The organism is Streptomyces sp. NPDC048442, from assembly GCF_040651475.1.
Classification (GTDB): Bacteria; Actinomycetota; Actinomycetes; order Streptomycetales; family Streptomycetaceae; genus Streptomyces.
Genome location: NZ_JBEZKB010000023.1, coordinates 144,797 through 163,899 on the forward strand (window position 1 = coordinate 144,797; position 19,103 = coordinate 163,899).

The 19,103-nt window shown below is 70.6% G+C and carries 14 protein-coding genes; 5 read left to right on the forward strand and 9 right to left on the reverse strand.

Annotated elements, in window-relative coordinates:
• Positions 1-36 precede the first annotated feature (36 nt).
• The 9 genes from AB0D18_RS29325 to AB0D18_RS29365 all read right to left on the reverse strand — a co-directional run bounded on the left by AB0D18_RS29325 (position 37) and on the right by AB0D18_RS29365 (position 12,058).
• The gene (locus tag AB0D18_RS29325) at positions 37-1,248 is read right to left on the reverse strand and encodes an alpha/beta hydrolase (RefSeq protein ID WP_362424992.1); all 1,212 of its coding nucleotides are present in this window, start codon (positions 1,246-1,248) and stop codon (positions 37-39) included.
• 45 nt (positions 1,249-1,293) lie between these two features.
• On the reverse strand, positions 1,294-2,250 hold the full coding sequence (locus tag AB0D18_RS29330; RefSeq protein WP_362424995.1) for a chlorinating enzyme: 957 nt from the start codon (positions 2,248-2,250) through the stop codon (positions 1,294-1,296).
• Positions 2,251-2,260: 10 nt separating this feature from the next.
• Positions 2,261-4,066, reverse strand: a complete 1,806-nt coding sequence (locus AB0D18_RS29335; protein ID WP_362424997.1) for an amino acid adenylation domain-containing protein — start codon at positions 4,064-4,066, stop codon at positions 2,261-2,263.
• Positions 4,067-4,103: 37 nt separating this feature from the next.
• Positions 4,104-5,051: a DUF6039 family protein gene (locus AB0D18_RS29340; protein ID WP_362425000.1), complete on the reverse strand. Its 948-nt coding sequence runs from the start codon at positions 5,049-5,051 to the stop codon at positions 4,104-4,106.
• 122 nt (positions 5,052-5,173) lie between these two features.
• Positions 5,174-7,573, reverse strand: a complete 2,400-nt coding sequence (gene fabD / locus AB0D18_RS29345; protein WP_362425003.1) for an ACP S-malonyltransferase — start codon at positions 7,571-7,573, stop codon at positions 5,174-5,176.
• Positions 7,570-8,379, reverse strand: a complete 810-nt coding sequence (locus AB0D18_RS29350) for an enoyl-CoA hydratase-related protein (RefSeq protein WP_362425006.1) — start codon at positions 8,377-8,379, stop codon at positions 7,570-7,572. The genes fabD and AB0D18_RS29350 overlap by 4 nt, the downstream gene beginning before the upstream one ends.
• Before the next feature lie 2 nt (positions 8,380-8,381).
• The gene (locus AB0D18_RS29355) at positions 8,382-9,614 is read right to left on the reverse strand and encodes a hydroxymethylglutaryl-CoA synthase (protein ID WP_362425009.1); all 1,233 of its coding nucleotides are present in this window, start codon (positions 9,612-9,614) and stop codon (positions 8,382-8,384) included.
• Positions 9,611-10,603: a DUF6039 family protein gene (locus AB0D18_RS29360; RefSeq protein ID WP_362425012.1), complete on the reverse strand. Its 993-nt coding sequence runs from the start codon at positions 10,601-10,603 to the stop codon at positions 9,611-9,613. The genes AB0D18_RS29355 and AB0D18_RS29360 overlap by 4 nt, the downstream gene beginning before the upstream one ends.
• Positions 10,604-10,666: 63 nt before the next feature.
• Positions 10,667-12,058: a cation:proton antiporter gene (locus tag AB0D18_RS29365; protein ID WP_362425014.1), complete on the reverse strand. Its 1,392-nt coding sequence runs from the start codon at positions 12,056-12,058 to the stop codon at positions 10,667-10,669.
• Positions 12,059-12,503: 445 nt separating this feature from the next.
• Between AB0D18_RS29365 and AB0D18_RS29370 the strand changes: the two genes are divergently transcribed.
• Genes AB0D18_RS29370 through AB0D18_RS29390 form a run of 5 tightly spaced genes read left to right on the forward strand, consistent with a single transcriptional unit; the run spans position 12,504 to position 18,994 of the window.
• The gene (locus AB0D18_RS29370; protein ID WP_362425016.1) at positions 12,504-13,772 is read left to right on the forward strand and encodes a cytochrome P450; all 1,269 of its coding nucleotides are present in this window, start codon (positions 12,504-12,506) and stop codon (positions 13,770-13,772) included.
• A 47-nt stretch (positions 13,773-13,819) separates the two neighbouring features.
• Positions 13,820-15,355: an ABC transporter substrate-binding protein gene (locus AB0D18_RS29375; RefSeq protein WP_362425019.1), complete on the forward strand. Its 1,536-nt coding sequence runs from the start codon at positions 13,820-13,822 to the stop codon at positions 15,353-15,355.
• Positions 15,352-16,308 (forward strand): ABC transporter permease, encoded by a 957-nt coding sequence (locus AB0D18_RS29380; RefSeq protein WP_362425022.1) that lies wholly within the window; start codon positions 15,352-15,354, stop codon positions 16,306-16,308. The genes AB0D18_RS29375 and AB0D18_RS29380 overlap by 4 nt, the downstream gene beginning before the upstream one ends.
• Positions 16,305-17,204 (forward strand): ABC transporter permease subunit, encoded by a 900-nt coding sequence (locus tag AB0D18_RS29385; RefSeq protein WP_362425024.1) that lies wholly within the window; start codon positions 16,305-16,307, stop codon positions 17,202-17,204. Before AB0D18_RS29380 ends, AB0D18_RS29385 begins: the two co-directional genes overlap by 4 nt.
• Complete coding sequence (locus AB0D18_RS29390) at positions 17,201-18,994, forward strand: ABC transporter ATP-binding protein (protein ID WP_362425027.1); 1,794 nt, start codon at positions 17,201-17,203, stop codon at positions 18,992-18,994. Before AB0D18_RS29385 ends, AB0D18_RS29390 begins: the two co-directional genes overlap by 4 nt.
• Positions 18,995-19,103 lie beyond the last annotated feature (109 nt).

The following is a 19,103-nucleotide window of genomic DNA, read 5'->3' on the forward strand; positions in this document are numbered from 1 at the left end:
CGCACGGGAGCGGCTCGGATCCTGTCGGGCGTGGGATCAGCCGGCTGCCTGGAGCGGGCTCTCCACCCGGGCCAGAAAGTCCACGGCGAGCGCGCCGACCGCGCCGCTCATGGTGAACAGGGACATGTGGTCGCCGTGCGGCTCGACCCTGAGCTCCGCTCCGGGCAGCCGGTCCGCGACCCAGCGGGATCCCGCCGGATCGGCCGTGCTGTCGTCCTCGCTGGTGACCACGAGCACGGGCTGACGGACACCGGCGAGCATGCCGCGTACGTCGATGTCGGTGATCGGGCCGTTGACCCGGCAGTAGCGGTAGAACAGTTCGGGTGTCGCGTACGGGTAGAGCACGAGGTGCGCCGTGCCGGGCGGCAGGCCGGCCAGCATCGTTTGGACGAAGACGGACTGCACACCGGCGGCCGTGTCCCGGTCCCCCGCCGCCATCTCCATCAGCGCCTGCATGTTGCGGTGGTGGTCGGCCTTGGGGCAGTCCCCGCCCAGTTCGTACGCGCCGTGCCAGAGGCTGAGCGAGGTGACCCGCTCCGGCCGGGCGGCGGCCGCGGCCAGGGCGATGACGCTGCCCCCGCAGAAGCCCATCACGTGGGCCCGCTCGACACCGCAGTGGTCCATCACCGCGAACACGTCCGCGGCCTGCACCGCGGTGTCGTGGCCCAGGGTGTCGAACTGCGTTACGGCGCCGAAGAGTCCACGGCTCTCCCACGTGAGCACGTGGTGGTCGCGCGCCAGGAGCTCGATCCAGGGCTCGCACAGTTCCGCGGGCATCCCGCACGCGGAGGCGAGCACCACGGCGGGACGGCCCGGCTCGCCGGCCTCGTACACCTGCAGCCGCGCCCCGTCGGCGCTGACGGCGTCGGTGGGGCGGCGGTGGCGGCCGAAGCTCTCGGCCGCCACCTTCGCCGCCACCTTGCGGGCCTCGGCCACCGCGGCCGCCAGGTCCCCGGCCGTGAGGGGGCCGAGGACCACGAGACGGGCCGCGAGGTCGAGGTGCTCGGCCATCACCAGCTCGAAGACGCTTTGCTCCGCGCCGTCGCCGCGTGGGCCGAACTCCAGTCCTGGTACCTCCAGTTCCGCGGCGACCGCAGTGAGCACGGCCTCGGCGCATGCTGCGGATTCGCCGGGTTCCAGTCCGGTGGGGAGCCGGGAGACGGCTCCGCGCGCCTGTGCCAGGGGACGGACGGACAGCATCGCGCGGGCGACGTCCGTCACCGCCCTTCGCGCCTCGTCACTGAGCATGTCCCGCGGTCCTCACTCTCTTCGTCGGGCGGGCGGCAGAGCCGGTCAGGGCGTACGGAAGGGATGTCCCGTCGTGGTCTCGGTGGCCAGGCGGTTGTGGGGCGCGGCGGTACCGGACACCAGCACGGACCCGTACCGCTCCAGGGAGACGGCACCGCCGTACTCGTCGATCACGTCCGTGCCGGGGTACACCTGGACGGCGGTCGGGACATAGCGGCCCGCGAAGCCGAGCCGCATCTCCTGGGTGCGTCCCGCATGCGGCAGCGAGGCGTGCATGAGCGTGGACCAGAACATGATCGCCTCGCCCGGACGCATCACCATCGAGACCGCGTCCGACTCCTGCGGCTTCCAGTCCGGGTCGATCTGCAGTTCCCGGTAGTCATAGCCGAAGAACCCCCGGCGGACGCCTTCCTTGGCCTCCTGGTTGATGGTCTCCGGGCGGTACTCCATGCGCTTGTTCTCGTCGTAGCGCATCCGCTCGTGGGTGCCGGGGATGAACTGCAGACAGCCCGTCTCCTCGTTGGCCTCGGTGAAGGCCGTCCACACGGTGATGGTGCCGCCGAACTCCTTGACCTCGTCGGGCCAGACGATCTGCGGTTTGCCGGAGGCGTTGGCGAAAGTGTCCGCCTGATGCCAGTCGGTGCCCTCGTCGCCGGGGTACTTGGGGAAGAACTCGCTGCGCCAGCAGAGCACATCGGGTCCGAGCACGCTGTTGACGCGCTGGGTGATCTCGGACCGGCCGATGTGGTCGGCCAGGAAGGCGTTGTCCAGGTGGCGGTCGTAGTTGGAGATGTTGGTGTTGCCGGAGGTGGCCGCCTCGTCCTGGTAGACGGCATGGGTGCGGTCCATCAGGCGCAGGCGCTCACGGCGCCATATCGCCTTCATCTCCTCGATCTCGTACACCTTGAACGGGCCGTGGAAGCCGCGCTCCTGGAAATCGGCCAGTTCCTGTGGGGTCAGCGAGAAGCCGGTGCGGGTGCTGACGTCGTCCTGAGTGGTCATGGTCCTCCTCCTACTTCCGGCCGGCGGTCTGCGCGTCGACGCAGTCGGCCAGGCCGTTCACGGTCGCTTCTTCCAGCTCGGCCCCGGTCAGGGTCAGTCCGTAGCGCCGGTTCACCAGCACGATGATGCGGGTGAAGGCCAGCGAGGTGACTCCGGCCGAGAACAGGTCGTCGTCGCTTCCCAGGCAGTCGCTCCCGCCGAGCACTTCGGTCACCAGGCGCATGATCTCGACTCCCGTGCCGGTGAGTTCGCCGCCCCGGCCGCCGGCCGGGAAAGCCTCTGCGTACGGGAGCAGATCGAGGGCGCGGCGGTCGGCCTTGCCCTGCGGGGTCAGCGGCACCTCGGGCACGAGGCGGTACGCGGAGGGGTGCATGTACGCGGGCAGCGCGCGGGCGGCCAGCTCGGACAGCTCCGCGGCCAGCGTTCGGGCGGCCTCGGCCGAGACCTCGGTGCCCGGCGGCGGGACCAGGTAGGCGAGGATGCGTACATCGCCCTCACCGTGGTCCTCGGGGGTGACGATGGCCGTGGTCACGCCGGCGTGAGTGCTCAGGAGCCGCTCGATCTCTCCCGGTTCGATCCGGTAGCCGCGGATCTTGACCTGATCGTCCGTGCGCCCCAGGTAGCAGTACCCGCCGTCGGCGGTGCGCTTGGCGAGGTCGCCCGAGCGGTACCAGCGCTCCCCGTCGTCCAGGGTGCAAAAGCGCTCCTCGGTCAGCTCCGGGCGGAGCAGATAGCCGCGGGCGACGCCGGTGCCGCCGACCCACATCTCCCCCTGCACACCGTCCGCCACCGGCTCGCCCGACGCGTCGAGGAGCTTGATCCGTACGCCGGGCAGCGGGACCCCGATGGGCGAGGCGTCGGGTTCGTCGAGGTCGGCGGTGCGGATACGGCGGTGGGTGACGTGCACGGTCGTCTCGGTGATGCCGTACATGTTCACCAGCTGCGGCCGGTCGTCCCCGTAGGCGGCGAGCCAGGGCCCAAGTTGCTTCACGTCGAGCCGTTCACCGCCGAACATGACCAGACGCAGCGGCAGTTCGGCGCCACCGTGCTCGGCCTCGACGGCGGCGAGGCCACGGAAGGCCGACGGGGTCTGGTTGAGGACGGTCACACCGTTGTCCACCAGGAGTTCGCGCAGCAGCCGCGGCGAACGCGCGGTCTCGGCGGGGACCACGACAAGCCGTCCGCCGTGCAGCAGGGCGCCCCAGATCTCCCAGACGGAGAAGTCGAAGCTGACGGAGTGGAGAAGCGTCCACACGTCGTTCTCGTCGAACCCGAAGAGCTCGCGGCCCTGTTCCATGAGCGCGACGACGTTGCGGTGCTCGACGAGGGTGCCCTTGGGCAGGCCCGTGGAGCCTGAGGTGTGGATGACGTAGGCGAGGCTCTCCGCCCCGACGGAGGGCTGCGCGGTGTCCGGTGCGGTGTCGCTGTCCGGGCCGTCGATCAGGAGCACGGGGACGTCGGCCGACGCCACCGCCGATGCCGTACGGTCCAGGGCGAGCACCAGGTCGACCTGGGTGTCGGCAAGAAGGTGGTCGAGGCGCTCGGCGGGGTAGCCGGGGTCGAGGGGCACATAGCCCGCCCCGGCCTTGAGGATCGCGAGCAGGCCGACGATCAGCTCGATGCCGCGGTCGGCGCAGAGCCCGATCAGTGAGCCGGAACCCTGCCGGGTGCCGGCGATCCGGCGGGCGAGCCGATCGGCGCGGGCGTCGAGTGTCGCGTAGTCCAGGTGCTCGGTGCCGCAGCTGACGGCGGTGCGGTCGGGGAACCGGGCCGCCCGCTCTTCGAATATCTCGTGCAGAGTCCTGCCGGAGTGCATGAGGCCTCCCTCGGGTACCGGTGGGTCGCGGACGGTGTCAGTCGGTTTCCTGGGCGCGGGCCTTGGTCGCGTACATCCCCCAGTGCTGCGGGGTGAGGGCCAAGTCCTGGAGGGTGCTCTGGACGAACATGCGCTCCCAGCCGCCGCCGCCCTTCTCCGCGGGAATCCACTGCTTGGTGAAGACCTCGCGGGCGGCGTCGTCCGTGCGGGCGCGCAGGCCCATGAGGTGGTAGTACGAGGCCGGGGACTTGAGGTGGATGAACCAGTGGATGCGGTCGGACAGGCCGAACGCCTCCTCGTAGAGGAAGATCGAGCCGTGCTCGCCGAGCGTGCGGTTCCAGTTCTCGGTGAGCGCGCGGGCGAACTGCCTGCCCTCGGCGCGGAATGCGTACTTGAGCTCCCCCGTGCGGTGCATGAGGAGGCCACAGGTGGTCGAGTTGAGGGTCTCCCCGGGCGCCTGGTGCTGAGCGGTGGGCACCGCGAGCCTCGCGAGCTCGCCCTCGCCGCCCTCCACCAGCGTGTCGGGCACCTGGTCCGAGGTGCCGTACATACCAAAGCTCTGCGGAATGAGCACGGTCTCCTGCAGGGCGCCGTCGAGGAACATCCGGTCCCAGGAGCCGCCGCCCTTCTCCTCGGAGATGCGGTTGCGGAACATGACTTCGCGCCAGCCCTCGTCCTGCGTGCCCATCTGGACGAGGGTTTCGTAGGCGTCGAGGGAGGCCATGTGCAGGAGCCAGTGCAGCCGGTCCTTGGTGCCGAAGGTTTCCTCGTAGACGAAGACCGAGGCGATACCGACGTACTTCGTGTTGATGTACTCGGACAGATCACGGGCGAACTGCCGGCCCTCGTTGCGGAATTCGGCCCGCAGTTGACCCGTGCGTTCGACGATGAGTCCGGAGTTTCCGGAGTGCAGGATTTCCGTGCCCGGCAGGGAGGTTTGCTGTTGTGCGACGGGCAGCACGAACGGGTCAGGGGATTCAGGCATCACGGCACTCCGATCTCTTTCGATGTAAAGGATTCCCGCTCAGGACTCACCAGTGGGTGCATTGCATAAGCGCTCTGGTGACAAACAGGATTCAACTCCGCCGCGAGCACGACAGCAGCTCACTATTGAGCGAGCAAGGAAAGGCGTTCGCTCAAAGTTTCGGCGGCGCCCTTCATCAAGTACGCGGCGATGGCGTCGACATCGCGATTGCGCCAGTCCTCCAGGGCAGTGCCCTTGACGGAGCGGTTGAAGGCGCCGATCGCGGGCCCGGTGTGGATCTGGAAGTTGACGCGCTCGGCGGCGTCGCCGGCCAGGGCGGCTCGCGTGGAGTGGGCGAAGTACCAGCGGAAGACCAGCGCCATGCGCTGCTTGGGGCCGCGTTCGGCCTGTTCGACCAGATGCGGACGGCCCGAATCGAGGTAGTGCCGCCGGGTCAGCTCCCACACCTCGTCGAGGCCGCGCCGGAAGCAGGACTCCTCGAGGGTGCGCCGTACTGCCGGATCGAGCGCGTCCAGGCTTTCGAACTGCCGGTACAGCTTGCGGAGTTTGTTGCCCCTTGCGGCGAACAACGTTCCCTTGCGCAGTACTTGAACCTGCGCACCCAGCTCGAACATGTCACCCGCGGGCGCGTAGGCGACATCCTGGACGTCCGCCCCGGCGAGCATGTCCTTCACCAGGTCGGAGGTGCCCGCCTGGACGGTGCACTGGTTGACCGAGCCGGTGAGCACGAAGTCCGCGCCGAGTACGAACGCGGCGGCGACGCTCTCCGGACTGCCCAGCCCGCCCGCGGCGCCCACCCGCACGTCCCGGGCGGCCGGGTGCCGCGCGGCGACCGTGCGGCGCAGGCTGAGCATCGCGGGCAGCAGCACCTGGGCGACCCCGCCGTCGGTGTGGCCGCCCGAGTCGGCCTCGACGCACAGGTCACCGGCCATCGAAAGGTCCCGCCCCACTTCGGCCTCCGCCGGCGTCAGCGCGCCCTCCTCGACAAGTCTGCGGAGCAGAGGCTCGGGCGCGGGGCGCAGGAACGCCTCGGCCACCTCGGGACGTGAGACCTTGGCGATCAGCCGTCGCGGGGTCACCGCGCGCCCCTGCCGGTCCCGGTGTGCTCCGGACAGTCGGTAGCGCACCAACGCGGGGGTGAGCTGAGTGAATCCGGCGGCCTCCACGAGGCGGACGTCGTGGTCGAGGTAGAGGCGTACGGTCGCGTCCTCCAGCGCCGGGTCGTCCAGCGCGTGCAGCAGATTCATACCGAACCGGCCCTCGGGCCCGAGCTCGCGCCGCAGCAGCCGCACCGCCTCGGCCACCCGCTCGAGCCGCAGCCCGCCTGCCCCGAAGCAGCCGAGCAGCCCTGCCCTGCCCATCCGCGCCACCAGCTCGGCGGAGCCCACGCCCTTGTACATGGAGCCGGCGACGTAGGCGAACCGCACACCGTACTCCTCCCTGAAGGCCACGGATCCGAGCCGCTCAGGGGTGATGCGCAGGGTGAGATTCGGGGTGGGGGGTACGAGCGTGCGCGTGCGAATCGAGTCCGCGGGCGCGGGTGCGTCCGGGGGTGCGGGTGCGGAGTCGGCCACCGTGCCCGGACCCGCGGCCGCCAGCTGTCCCCCGCCCCCAGGCCAAGCACCCCGGTCGTCGCGGGACGAGGTCCACAGGCCGGTGAGGACCGTGCCCGGACCCAGTTCCGTCACCTCCCGCACTCCGTGGGCGCGCAGGTATCCCATGACCTCGCGCCACCGGACCGAGCTGCGGATCTGGGCGGACAGCAGGTCGCGTACCGCATCGCCGTCGGCGGGGTACGGGCGGGCCGTCACGTTGGCGATGACGGGGATGCCCGGTGCGGCGAAGTCCACGTCGCGCAGGAAACGGGCGAACTCCTCGGCCGCCGGCGCCATATGGCGTGAGTGGAAGGCGGCGCTGACACCGAGCGGCACGCACCGGCCGGCCTTGCGCGCCTTCACGACCTTCGCGAAGGCGCTCAGCGAATCGAGGGGCCCCGAAAGCACCAGCTGCTCGGGGCCGTTGTAGTTCGCGACGTCGATGTCGTCGGCGCCCACCTCGGCGAGCAGCCGCGGCACCTCACCCACCCCCGGCCCGACCACGGCGCTCATGCCACCGCCCTCGGCCCGGCCCATCAGCTCACCACGCCTGGCGACCAGCCGCAGACCGGTGGCGAAGTCGAAACAGCCCGCGGCGAGCAGGGCGTTGTACTCGCCGAGGCTGTGCCCCGCGAGATGACCGGGAGCGGAGCCCGCCTCGCGGGCGTCGAGCCAAGCCAGGGCGTTGACCACGTACAGCGCGGGCTGGAGGTAGCGGGTGAGGCCCAGTTGCCGGTGCGGGTCGGTCAGGCAGAGTTCCCGTACGGAGAAGCCCAGGATCTCGTCGGCCTCCGCAAGCAGTCCCGCATGGCGCTCGAAGAGCTCCGCGCCCATCCCCTTGCGCTGTGCGCCCTGGCCCGGGAACACCCACGCGCCGTCGGCTCTGACGACTCCGGTGACGGCCGCCTCCTGCAGTCCTGCGGTCATCGCCGGGCCTCCCAGGGCAGTCGCTGGTGCTGCGCGAAGTCCTCGAGGCGGCCGCGTACACCGTCCGAGGTGATCAGCCGGGCGAACTCACCGACCGCGACCCGCTCGTGCTCCTCGGTGAGGAACCACTGCTGCCGGTAGTACCGCTTGAGGTCGCCGAGCGTGCGGCCGTCGAGCTTTGAGGCGCGGAAGGCCAGCCGGCGCACCAACGCCTTGGGATCGTCGGCCACTTCGTCGACCAGGTGGAAGGAGGCCGCACGTCGCGCGTCCACCGGCTGCGTGCTCAGCGTCATGGAGTACGCCTTCTGGAATCCGGTCCTGCGGATGAGGAACGGTGCCACGCAGCACGGCAGCAGCCCCCACAGCGCTTCCGGCAGACTGAACCGGCTGCGCTCGGTCGCGTAGACGAAGTCGGCGGCCGCGACGAGGCCCACCCCGCCGCCCGCGGCCTGCCCGTCGACGCTTGCCACCACGATCCGCGGGATGGTCGTGAACCGTTTGAGCAGCCCGAGGAACCGCTCGGCACCCTCGCGCGCCGACGCTTCGTCGGGGAGTTCGGAGCCGCCTGCGTCGACGAGGTCCATCCCGGTCGAGAACACACCGCCGCTGCCCTCGATGACGACGAGCCGGCAGTCGTCGCTCGCCTCGGCGATGTCGAGCGCCTCGTGGAGCTCGGCGATCATCGTCGGGTCGATGCTGTTGCTGCGCTCCGGCCGGTGCAGCGCGACCCGCAGGATCGCCGGTTCGTGCGAGAGCCGCAGCGCCCGGAATTCGACGGCCCGCGGGCCCTGACCGCTCGGTGACATGGTCAACTCCATCGGTAGCTGCGGTGGAAGCCTTCGATCCGGTCGAGTACGAGGAGGCCCTGGCCGTCGAGGGCCGTGTCGTAGACCTCCCGGTACGGGGCGTGGTCGAAGACCTGGTCGCGGACCCCCGCCATGGCGAGCCGGGTGTGGCCGGCGAGGGTCTCGTACTGCGCGAAGGTGAGCGGCAGCCGTGCGTCGAGGGCCGCTCCGGTCTTCGCCTCGGCGAGCTGCTGCTGCGCCCGGTGGGTGACGACGCCGCTGAAGAACTCGGAGGTGCAGCCGGAACCGTACGAGAAGAGACCGACCCTGCGTGGCACGGTGAAGTCGCCGTTCTCGATGAGCGAGCACAACGCGACGTAGAGACCGGCGGAATAGGTGTTGCCCATGCGGGCGCACCACTCGAGCGAGGGCGCGAGCCGGCGTGTGAAGTCCTCCTCGATCTCGGCCGGACCCGACCCCGCGACCTTGCGCAGGAGTTGGCGGTGGGCTCCCTTGACCATGCCCGCGAACGGGGTGTGGAAGGCCAGGAAGTCGAAGGTGGTCAGCAGGTCCGCGCCCTCGACCCGCTCCCGGTAGTCGGCGAACGTCGACTCCAGGCACTCCAGATAGGCGAGCAGCGACACGTCCGAGTCGCCGGCGGCGAGATCGGCGCGCGGGCGGCAGGTGTCCATCACCTCGAAGCTGTGCAGACCCACCGCGCCGTGGTCGAGGGCGAGAACGGCGGGATCGTCACCCAGGAGCATGGCCACGGCCCCCGCTCCGTGCGAGGGCTCCCAGTACGGCATGTCCGTGACCTCGCCACCTGCGTCGGCGGCGATCACCAGCGCCTTGGCACCGGGCTCGGCCGAGGACGCGAGCAGACCGAGCCCGGTGCGCAGGGCCGCGGTGCCGCCGTAGCACGCGTGCTTGACCTCGAAGGACCGGCAGCGCTTGGACAGGCCGAGCCGGTCGTGCACATACGCGCTGAGCGGCTTGCCGAAGTCGAGGCCGGACTCCGTGCCCACCACGACCGCCTCGATGCTGTCGCGCTCCTGTGGTGTGAGCGCGTCCACCAGCGGTTTGGCCGCGTTGACGGCGTTGGTGACAGGGTCCTCGCAGGGCAGGTTCACCGACTTCTGGCGCATCATCAGGTTGGCGAATCTGGCGGTGTCGAGGCCGCGTTCCTCGAACAGCGTGCGTGCTTCGAGCACCGCCCGCCCGGTGTAGATGTTGATGGCCTCGATGCCGGCGCTCACGGCGCGGTCCCCTCGGCCTTCGCGGTCCGGTGCACCGGCACCCACAGGGTGTCGCGCTGGCTGCCCTCGATGAGGGTGCTGTGCCAGACGGCGCCGCCCGAGTGCTCCGGCAGCCGCTGCGAGTCGCGCAGGGCGCGCAGTCCCCCATCGGTGCGCTCCAGTTCGAGCAGCCGGTGGTACGAGTCGAGCGACGTGGCGTGCAGGAGGAGGTGCAGGGTGTCCTGGTGGCCCCACATCTCCTCGTACAGAAAGGCCGTCAGCCGGCCTTCCAGGGCCTGGTTGACATAGCCGCACCACTCGAAGGCGAAGACCCGGGCCTCCTCGCGGAGCGCGTACGGCACACGGAAGGTGCGGTGCACGGTCAGTGCGGAGTTGACCGAGTGGAGGAGCCGCTCGGGGGGAAGGGTCGTCTGGTGCAGGGCGGCGGGCTGGAAGGTGTCGCCGGAGTGCTCGTGGCCTTCGCCGTGGTGAGCGTCGTGGTGAGCTTCCTCGTGAGGTGCGTCGTCGTGAGGTGCGTCGTCGTGGGCGCTCAGTCCGTGCTGGGGACAGATGATCGTCTCCGACATGCTGCCCTCGACGAACATCCGCTCCCAGTTGCCGCCGCCCTTGCGCGGCAGCCGGTTGCGCTGCGAGACATCGCGCCAGGTGTCGCTGTGGTCGACCATGTCGAGCATGCGGGCGTAGTCGTCGGGACGCTTGAGGTGGAGCAGCCAGTGCAGGCGGTTGTGGGTGCCGAAGAGCTCCTCGAAGTGGAAGATGGAGATGCGGCCGGCCTGCTTGGAGTTGATCAGCTCGACGAGCTCCGACGAGAAATCGAGGCCCTCGTCGCGGAATTCGTATTTCAGCTGCCCCACACGGTGGATCAGGAACCCCGCGTTCGCCGAGTTCAGGAGTTGCTCCTCCGGAACGGAGGTCTGGTCCCGGGGCGGCCGGAAGGCAAGAGGGAGGCCTCCCTTTTCCGGTATTTCGGTTTCCAGAGATACGGACATGTCTTCTCCCCAGTCTCGGAGTTCGAATGGGTCACGCTAAAGGCGGGCGGCTGCCGCTTCTGCTCATTTCTGTACGGCCCCGGCCCGCCGGTCCGCGCCCGGCCCGCCGTTCGCGGCGGGCATCCCCTCGACCGCGTCGGCCCCCGGGGACCAGGTCATCAGCCGTTCCTCACGCAGACGCTCCTCGGCCCCCTGTTCCACCCGCCGCATGGACCAGCGCAGCAGGGGAGGCGCCATGACCGAGGTGCAGACCGCGATGAGGACGACGATCGTGTACATGGCGTTGCTCAGGACACCGAGCCGCACCCCCGCGGTGGCAACGACCACTTCGACCACCCCGCGGGCGTTCATGCCCGCCCCGATGGCGAACCCCTCCCAGTGCGACATCCGGCTCAGCCGCGCACCCAGATAGGCGCCCGCGAACTTGCCCACCACCGCGACCAAGAGGGTCACCCCGCCGAAAAGGAGCACCTGCCGGTCCACCAGGGCGGTCAGGTCGATCCGTAGTCCGGCGAGGGCGAGGAAGAGCGGTGCGAGCACCCCGAGCACGAGGGTGCGCAGCGGCGCGAGGCGGGCCGGGTCCACCACGCCGGGTCTGCCGATCAGGACGCCCACGAGAAACGCACCGAGCAGCGGCTCCAGTTCGAGCGCCTGGCTGGCCGCGGCACACCCCAGGACGAGGACGACCACCACGGCCACGGTCGGCGCGGCTTCCGGTGAGCGTGCGGCGCGGCGCAGCAGCGCGGAGGTCACCGGCCGGCCGACGGTCAGCAGCACCAGCGTGAAACCGACGAGGGAGACGAGGGAAATGGCCACGGAGCCGGCCCGCAGACCGCCGACCGACATGGCGGAGACCACCGACAGCATGAACCAGGCGGCGCAGTCGTCGAACGCGGCGGAGGCCAGGGTGAGTTGCCCGACGTCCCGGTGGAGCAGCTTCATGTCGGAGAGCGTCTTCGCGATGACGGGGATGGCGCTCACGGACAGGGCGACACCCACGAAGAGGGCGAAGGTGACACGGTCGACCCGGCCGGTCAGGAGTTCCTGCGGCATCAGGAATCCGATGCCCACGCCGAGTCCGAGCGGCACAAGGAGGCCGGTGAGGCCGATGCGCGCGACACGGGCCCGGCGTCGCCGCAGCAGCCCTGTATCCAGGTGGGCGCCGGCGACGGCGACCAGGAGAAGGACACCCAACTGACCTACTGCGTCCAGGAGATGCATCTGTTCCGCTTCGACGGGCAGCAGCGCCCCCGCCACGGAGGGCGCGAGAGCGCCGAGGACCGTGGGGCCGAGCAGGACACCGGTGAGCAGCTCACCGACCACGGTCGGCAGACCGCAGCGCAGCGCGAGGCGCCCCAGCGCCAGTGCGGTTGCCAGGAGCAGCGTGATCTGTACGAGGAACAGCAGCAGTTGAGGGGAGCTCAGAGGAGGTGGGGCGGCGAACGCAAGGCTCATGGCTGTCTCTTCTCCCGTTCTGACACCCGCGGCCCTCGCGTGGGGCGAAGGCGAGCGGTGGGCAAGGGCGAGCGGAGCATGTCCTGCCGTGCGGCCCACGGCCTAGCCAAAAGTGAGCAGCGCATCCGCCCCTGACCGCCCCGCCCGCCGCCGTACGCCACTGCCGTACGTCCCCGCCCGGCGCCGTACGCCACAGCCGCACGTCCCCGCCCGCCGCCGTACGCCGCTTCCGTGCGTCACTGCCGTACGTCACTGCCGGGCGGTGCTCAATTCGGAGCAGACGCATGCGCGTGGAAACCCGGACCATCGAGCAGCCGAGCGGCGCTCGAACTTTCATCGCGCCTGAAACCGGTTGTGCGCCGCAGGCCGGCGCCACCGCCCGGCCCGCCACCGAGCACGGCCCGTGCACCGGCCCGACGGGTCTGCCGCCCGATTGGAGAGACAGATGACGCAGTCCCCGCAGAGCGCCGAAGATCCGCCCGTCCTGCCCACGGGCTCCCGGGTCGATCCGTATCCGATGTACGCCGAAATGCGTGAGCGGACCGTGGTGCAGCAGGTCAAGGAGCCCAACGGCCTGGAGCGCTGGTTGATCCTCACCTATGAGCAGGCGCGCGACGCGTTCAACGACGAACGGCTCTCCAAGGACCCCAAGCGGGCCTACGAGAAGCTCCGCAGCGCCGGGTACGTCACCAGCGACAAGGACGACAAGGCCGATTACCTCTACCACCTGCTCAACACCGACCCGCCGGACCACACCCGGCTGCGCCGTCTGGTCGGCAAGGCCTTCACCATGCGCCGGGTGGAGGAACTGCGGCCGCGGGTCGAGGAGATCGCCGACGGGCTCATCGACAGCATCGCGTCACGGGGCGAGGCGGACCTCGTGGAGGACTTCTCCCATCCACTGTCCGTCGCGGTCATCTGCGAGATGCTCGGGGTCCCGCCGGAGCGCCGCAGCGACTTCCGGAGGTGGGCCACCGCGATGCTGACCGCACCCGACCAGGTGGACGAGAACACCATGGGGCCGCAGGAGGGCTACGCCCTGATGCGGCAGTTCTTCACCGATCTGCTCGCCGAGAAGCGCGCCGCACTCGGCGATGTGGACGGCGCCGCGGCCCAGCCGGACGTGCTCAGCGGACTGATCGCGGCCCGTGACGCCGAGGACCGGCTTTCCGAGACCGAACTGATCTCCACCGCGATGCTGCTGCTCAGCGCCGGCCAGGAGCCCACCGTCAACCTGATCAACAACGGGATGCTCGCCCTGTTCACGCATCCGGATCAGATGGAGCTGCTCAAGAACAAGCCGGAGCTCCTTGCGACGGCCGTCGACGAGTTCCTGCGCTTCGACCCGCCGGTGGAACTGTCCACGATGCGCGTCGCGGTCGAGGACATCGAGATCGCCGGAACCCTCGTGCCCGCGGGCTCCGTGGTCACCGCGGCCATCGCCTCGGCGCACCGTGACGGCGCGGAGTTCGACCGGCCCGACGAGCTCGATGTGGCACGCACCCACAACCCCCACCTGGCCTTCGGCCACGGCATCCACCATTGCGTCGGTGCGCCGCTCGCCCGCCTCGAAGGCCAGGTCGCCGTGGGCGCTCTGCTGCGCCGGCTGCCGGACATCGCACTCGGCTGCGCCACCGAGGAGTTGAGCTGGCGCCCGACCCGCATCATGCGCGGCCTCACCGCCCTGCCCGTGGTGTTCACCCCACAAGCCTGAGCCGGCGCCCCGACGGACCGCCGATCCCCTACGGAGGAACTCAACTCATGAACAGAAAACCAGAGTTCGACCGCCGCCGCATCCTGCAGTTCGGCGCCGCGGCCGGTGCCGTCGTGGGCACCGGTGCGCTGGTGAGCTGCGGCCCGGCGGCCGACGCGACGGGCAGCAGCGCGAGGGCCGCCTCCCTGCTGCGCATCGCCGCGGCGGACGCCACCAACAGCAGCGGGCTCGACCCACGCACCACCAGCATCGGCGCCAGCCTCATAGCCCTGCGCCATGTCTACGACTCGCTCATGGTGCTCAAGGACGGCCGCTACGCCTACGGCCTCGCCGAGTCCGCCGAGCCGAACCGCGACGCCACCCGCTGGACGATACGGCTGCGCAAGAACGTCACGTTCCACGACGGCCGCCCCGTACGGGCCGCCGACGTCGCGTACAGCATCAAGACCCTCGCCACCCCGCCGAGCAACCGTGCGTCGGTCTACGCCGATGTCGACATCGCCGCCATCAAGGTGCTCGGCGAGCACACCGTGGAGATCCCCCTCAAGCGTCCCCGTGGCGACTTCAAGGAGAGCTCGCTCGTGGTGTTCTCGGTGGTCTTCCCGGACGGGACCAAGGACTTCGCCAAGGCGATCGGCTCGGGCCCGTACAAGCTGGGCACCAGCGACGCGCGCACAGTGCGGCTGGTCGCCAACAAGGACTACTGGGGCACGAAGCCCGCCGTCCAGACTCTGGAGATCACCCGGATCGCCGACCCCACGGCCCGGCTCAACGCGGTCAAGAGCGGCCAGGTCGACTACGCCGTGGGCATCGGTGCCGCCTCGGCGCGCGCCGAACGCGCCAACCAGGCGCTGAGCATCGTACGCAGCGGCGTGGCCAACGCCAACGGCCTGTCCTTCGCCATGAACCAGCGACTCGCCCCCTTCGACGACCCGCAGGTACGGCGCGCGGTGCGGCTCTGTGTGGACCGTGAGGCGCTGGTCGCCAAGTCGCTGCTCGGGCTCGGCACCCCTGCCGACGACGTCATCGGCAAGGGCCTGCCGGGATACGCGGCCGGCCTCGCGCCGCGCAAGCGCGATGTGGCCCAGGCGCGCCGCCTGTTCAAGGCAGCAGGGGTGAGCGAACTGACGCTGCGTACGTCCGAGATCGTGCCGGGGATGCTCAGCGCGAGCCGGCTGTTCGCCCAGCAGCTCGCCGAGGCAGGCGTGAAGTTGACCCTCGACGAGGTGCCGGCCGACTCGTACTACGCGGACCTCAAGTCCCTGGCCACCCACCCCTTCCAGGCCTTCTACTACATCAACCGGCCCGCCTCGGTGCACCTGGCGACGGTCACCCACCAGAAGGCCCCGTTCAATGTCACCGGCACCGGCAAGGACTGGTGGCGCCGGCTCGCGATCGCCCAGACCACCATCGACGACAACGCCCGCGCGAAGGCGTTCGCCGCTCTGCAGCAGGAGTTCTACGACAACGGCGGCGACGTCCTGTGGGGCTTCCAGGAGCAGCCGGATGCCGCGCGCAAGGGCATTGAGGGTGTGTACGTCAACCAGTCGGCGACCATGTTCGACCGCGCCACGTCCTCATGACCGTCGCCCTGTTCGTGGCGCGGCGGCTGCTCGCGGCCTGCGCGTTGTTCCTCGCCGTCTCGTTCCTGCTCTTCGCCGGTTCGGAGGTGCTGCCGGGCGATGCGGCCGCCGCGTCGCTCGGCACCAACGCGACCCCTGACCAGGTCGAGGCCCTGCGTGCCGAGTGGGGCCTCGACCGGCCCTGGGCGCTGCGGTGGGCCGAGTGGCTTCTTGCCGCCGTCCAGGGGGACCTGGGTACCAGCATGTTCAGCCGGCAGCCGGTCACCGACCTGGTGTCCGAACCGTTCATGGAGACGGCCCTGCTCGTCCTCCTCGCGGCGGCGGTGGCCGTGCCGCTGGCGCTCGTCCTCGGCACGCTGTCCGGGCTCCGTCCCGGCTCTCGGACCGACCGGATGCTCTCGGGCACCTCGGTGACGTTGGTGTCCATCCCGCAGTTCGTCACCGCCAGCCTGCTCGCCCTGGTCTTCAGCTCCATGCTCGGCCTGCTGCCGGCGGTGGCGATGCCGCCGATCGGCGGCCGGGTCTGGGACCGCCCCGAAGCCCTGGTCCTGCCCGTCGCGGCGCTCTCGGCGTTCGCTGTCGCGTGGGCCGCCCGCCTGGTGCGCTCGACCGTGATGGACGCCAACTCCCTGCCCTCGGTGGAAGCGGCGCGCCTGGCCGGGCTGCCGGAGGGCATCGTCCTGCGCAGGCATCTGCTGCCGGCGGTGGTGCCGCCGTGCGCCCATGCGTTCGCCTGGCTGATCAGCGGCCTGTTCGGCGGTACGGCCGTGGTGGAGCAGGTGTTCTCGTACCCCGGACTCTCCGGGGTACTCGTGGGTGCGGTGCGCCAGCACGACACACCGGTGCTCGAAGGGGTGGGGCTGCTCCTCGCCTGCGTGATCATCCTCGCGCTGGCCACGGCCGACGTCATCGCTCTGCTCGCCACTCCGAGACTGAGGACGGCCGCGGTATGAAGGCTTCCCCGCACGACAGCCCCGGGACACGAACCCGTACACCCGAAGAGAACCCCGAGACCCGGTCCCGTACACCCGACGCCGGCTCAACTCCGCCTCCCCGTAGGCCGCTGCGCCGGATCCTCGGCGCGGTCGGCGTGCTGCCGGGCCTCGCCGTCGGCCTGGTGGCGGTGGTCGGGCCGTGGGTCGTGGGGCCCGACCCCGAGTGGATCAGCGCCGAACCGTACGCTGCCGCGCGGGCCGGACTGCTGCTCGGCGCCGACGAGTCCGGCCGTGACGTGGCGGCCCGGCTGCTCGCGGGCGGCCGGGAACTGGTCCTCGTACCGGTGATCGCGACCCTGCTCACCGCTGTGCTCGGCACCCTGCTCGGCATGCTCGCGGGGTATCTCGGAGGCCGTCTGAATACGGCGATCGGGCAGCTCAACGCCCTGTTCCTGGCGCTTCCTCCGGTTCTCGTACTCCTTGTGCTCCTCAATGGCTGGGGCAATTCGCCGCTCACTCTGATCGCGGTCGTGGCCGTGGTCGGCGTTCCGTTCGTGGCCCGGGTGGCGGCTGCCTCGACTGCCCAGGTCAGAGAGAACTCCTACGTCGAACAGGCCGCCGGGCTCGGCGAGAGCACCGCGTCCGTGCTGCTGCGGGATGTGCTGCCCAACATCGTGCGACCCGTTCTCGCCGACGCCGGTACCCGTCTCGCGATCGCCATCACCCTGACCGCGTCGGCGGGCTTTCTCGGGTTCGGCAGTGCGGCTCCCCACTGGGGGGCCATGATCAGCCAGAACATGCAGGGGATCTCGCTCAACCCCTGGGGTGTGCTGGCCCCCGCTGTGCTCCTGAGTGTGCTGACCGTCTCTGCCAACCGTCTTCTGGACCGCCTCTCAGCAAGGATCGGACAGTGAACAAGACCACGCGGCCCCACCTTGTGCCGCCTGTCGAAGCGGCCGCCGTGCCGTCGGTCGAGCCGCATGCCGAGCCATCCGTCGAGTCGGCCGAACCGCCGACCGAACCGCCGACCGAGCCGTCCGACGGCTCCGGACCGATCGACAGCTCCGGACTGATCGAAGTCTCCGGACCGATCGAGGTCTCCGGGCTGATCGAAGTCTCCGGGCTCACCATCGCCGCTCCCGGCGGGCCGCCCGTCCTCGACGCCGTCTCCCTCTCCGTACGCCGAGGGGAACGGGTGTGCATCGTCGGCGAGTCCGGATCCGGCAAGACCACCCTCGCGCTCGCCCTGCTCGGCGCCCTGCGACCGGGCCTGCGGGTCACCGCCGGGAGCGTCATGGTCGACGGCCAGGACGTGCTCGCCCTGCGCGGCTCCGCCCTGCGCCGGCACCGCCGCCGGGTCGTCTCCTACCTCCCGCAGGACCCGGCCACCGCGCTCACCGCCACGCTGCGGGTGCGCGGACAGCTCACCGAGCTGTCCGCCACCGCGTCGACGGCCGAGGTGTCACGCCGCCTCGCCGAGGTCGCGCTGCCCGGCGACGCGGCGTTCCAACGCCGGTTCCCGCACCAGCTGTCGGGCGGACAGCAACAGCGGCTCGCCCTGGCACGCAGTACCTCCTCGATGCCCGACGTCCTGGTCTTCGACGAACCGACCACGGGGCTCGACGTCCATGCCCAACGCGCCGTCATGGAACAGATCGACCATCTGACCCGCGCGCGCGACCTGGCGCTCGTCCTCATCACGCATGACTTGTCGGTGGCCGGTACCGCAGATCGTCTCGTCGTGATGCGCCGCGGCCGGATCGTCGAACAGGGCCCCCTGCCCGACACCCTGGACCACCCGGCAGCCGACTACACCCGCGAACTGATCCGGGCGACCCCGGCCACGGACAGCGCCGCCCGCGCTCGTGCGGCGGCCGCACCCCCTGCCCCGGCATCCCCGACGCCACTGCTGCGGGTGGCCACTCTGAGCGCGGGGCACGGGCGCGGCAAGCAGCGGCGCCAGGTGGTGTCCGGCGTCTCCTTCGAGGTCCACCGCGGCGAATCCGTGGCGCTGCTCGGGGTGTCCGGCAGCGGCAAAAGCACCATCGCACGCTGCCTCACCGGCGCCCACGTCCCCGATGCGGGCACGGTGTCGCTGGAAGGGGACCTGCTGCCGACGGCGCTGCGGGACCGCTCGCCCGAGTTGCGCCGGCGTATCCAGCTGGTGCCCCAGGACTCCAGCGGTTCGCTCAACCCCCGCCGTACGGTGGGAAGTACGCTCCTTCGTCCGCTGCGTCGCCAGCTCGGCATGGCGCCGTCGGCGGCCACCGAACGGATGACGGGCCTGCTCACCCAGGTGGAACTCGATCCGGCACTCGCCGGGCGCTACCCGCACGAGCTGTCCGGCGGACAGCGACAACGGGTGTCGATCGCCCGCGCGCTCACCGTGAACCCCGAGGTACTGATCTGCGACGAGATGACGTCGAGCCTCGATGTACGGGTCCAGGCGGCCATTCTCGAACTCCTCGCGGGACTACGCCGGGAACTGGGCCTCGGTGTCGTGCTGATCACCCACGATCTGGGGGTTCTCGCCTCCGCCGCGGACCGTGCGCTCGTCCTCCACGAGGGGCGCACCTGCGAGCAGGGACCGGTGCGCGACCTCCTGACGGCACCCCAACACCCCTGGACACAATCCTTGCTGTCAGCGGCCGCACAGGCTCGCGGCGACCGGCCGGAGTCCGCCACCACCCTGGCCGCAAACTGACGGCGGGTGACGCGGCCCGGGGCCCTGCCGCGTGGTTCTCCGGCATGGCCTCGGCGACGACGGCGACACTCGCGCTCCCCGCGCTGCCGCTCTCCTCCGACCGGGGTCT

Excerpts from the sequence above, each read along its gene's own strand:
- AB0D18_RS29340 (WP_362425000.1), bottom strand. The coding sequence starts at position 5,051 with ATGCCTGAATCCCCTGACCCGTTCGTGCTGCCCGTCGCACAACAGCAA.
- AB0D18_RS29365 (WP_362425014.1), bottom strand. The coding sequence starts at position 12,058 with ATGAGCCTTGCGTTCGCCGCCCCACCTCCTCTGAGCTCCCCTCAACTG.
- fabD (WP_362425003.1), bottom strand. The coding sequence starts at position 7,573 with ATGACCGCAGGACTGCAGGAGGCGGCCGTCACCGGAGTCGTCAGAGCC.
- AB0D18_RS29330 (WP_362424995.1), bottom strand. The coding sequence starts at position 2,250 with ATGACCACTCAGGACGACGTCAGCACCCGCACCGGCTTCTCGCTGACC.
- AB0D18_RS29350 (WP_362425006.1), bottom strand. The coding sequence starts at position 8,379 with ATGTCACCGAGCGGTCAGGGCCCGCGGGCCGTCGAATTCCGGGCGCTG.
- AB0D18_RS29360 (WP_362425012.1), bottom strand. The coding sequence starts at position 10,603 with ATGTCCGTATCTCTGGAAACCGAAATACCGGAAAAGGGAGGCCTCCCT.
- AB0D18_RS29370 (WP_362425016.1), top strand. The coding sequence starts at position 12,504 with ATGACGCAGTCCCCGCAGAGCGCCGAAGATCCGCCCGTCCTGCCCACG.
- AB0D18_RS29375 (WP_362425019.1), top strand. The coding sequence starts at position 13,820 with ATGAACAGAAAACCAGAGTTCGACCGCCGCCGCATCCTGCAGTTCGGC.
- AB0D18_RS29385 (WP_362425024.1), top strand. The coding sequence starts at position 16,305 with ATGAAGGCTTCCCCGCACGACAGCCCCGGGACACGAACCCGTACACCC.
- AB0D18_RS29335 (WP_362424997.1), bottom strand. The coding sequence starts at position 4,066 with ATGCACTCCGGCAGGACTCTGCACGAGATATTCGAAGAGCGGGCGGCC.
- AB0D18_RS29325 (WP_362424992.1), bottom strand. The coding sequence starts at position 1,248 with ATGCTCAGTGACGAGGCGCGAAGGGCGGTGACGGACGTCGCCCGCGCG.
- AB0D18_RS29380 (WP_362425022.1), top strand. The coding sequence starts at position 15,352 with ATGACCGTCGCCCTGTTCGTGGCGCGGCGGCTGCTCGCGGCCTGCGCG.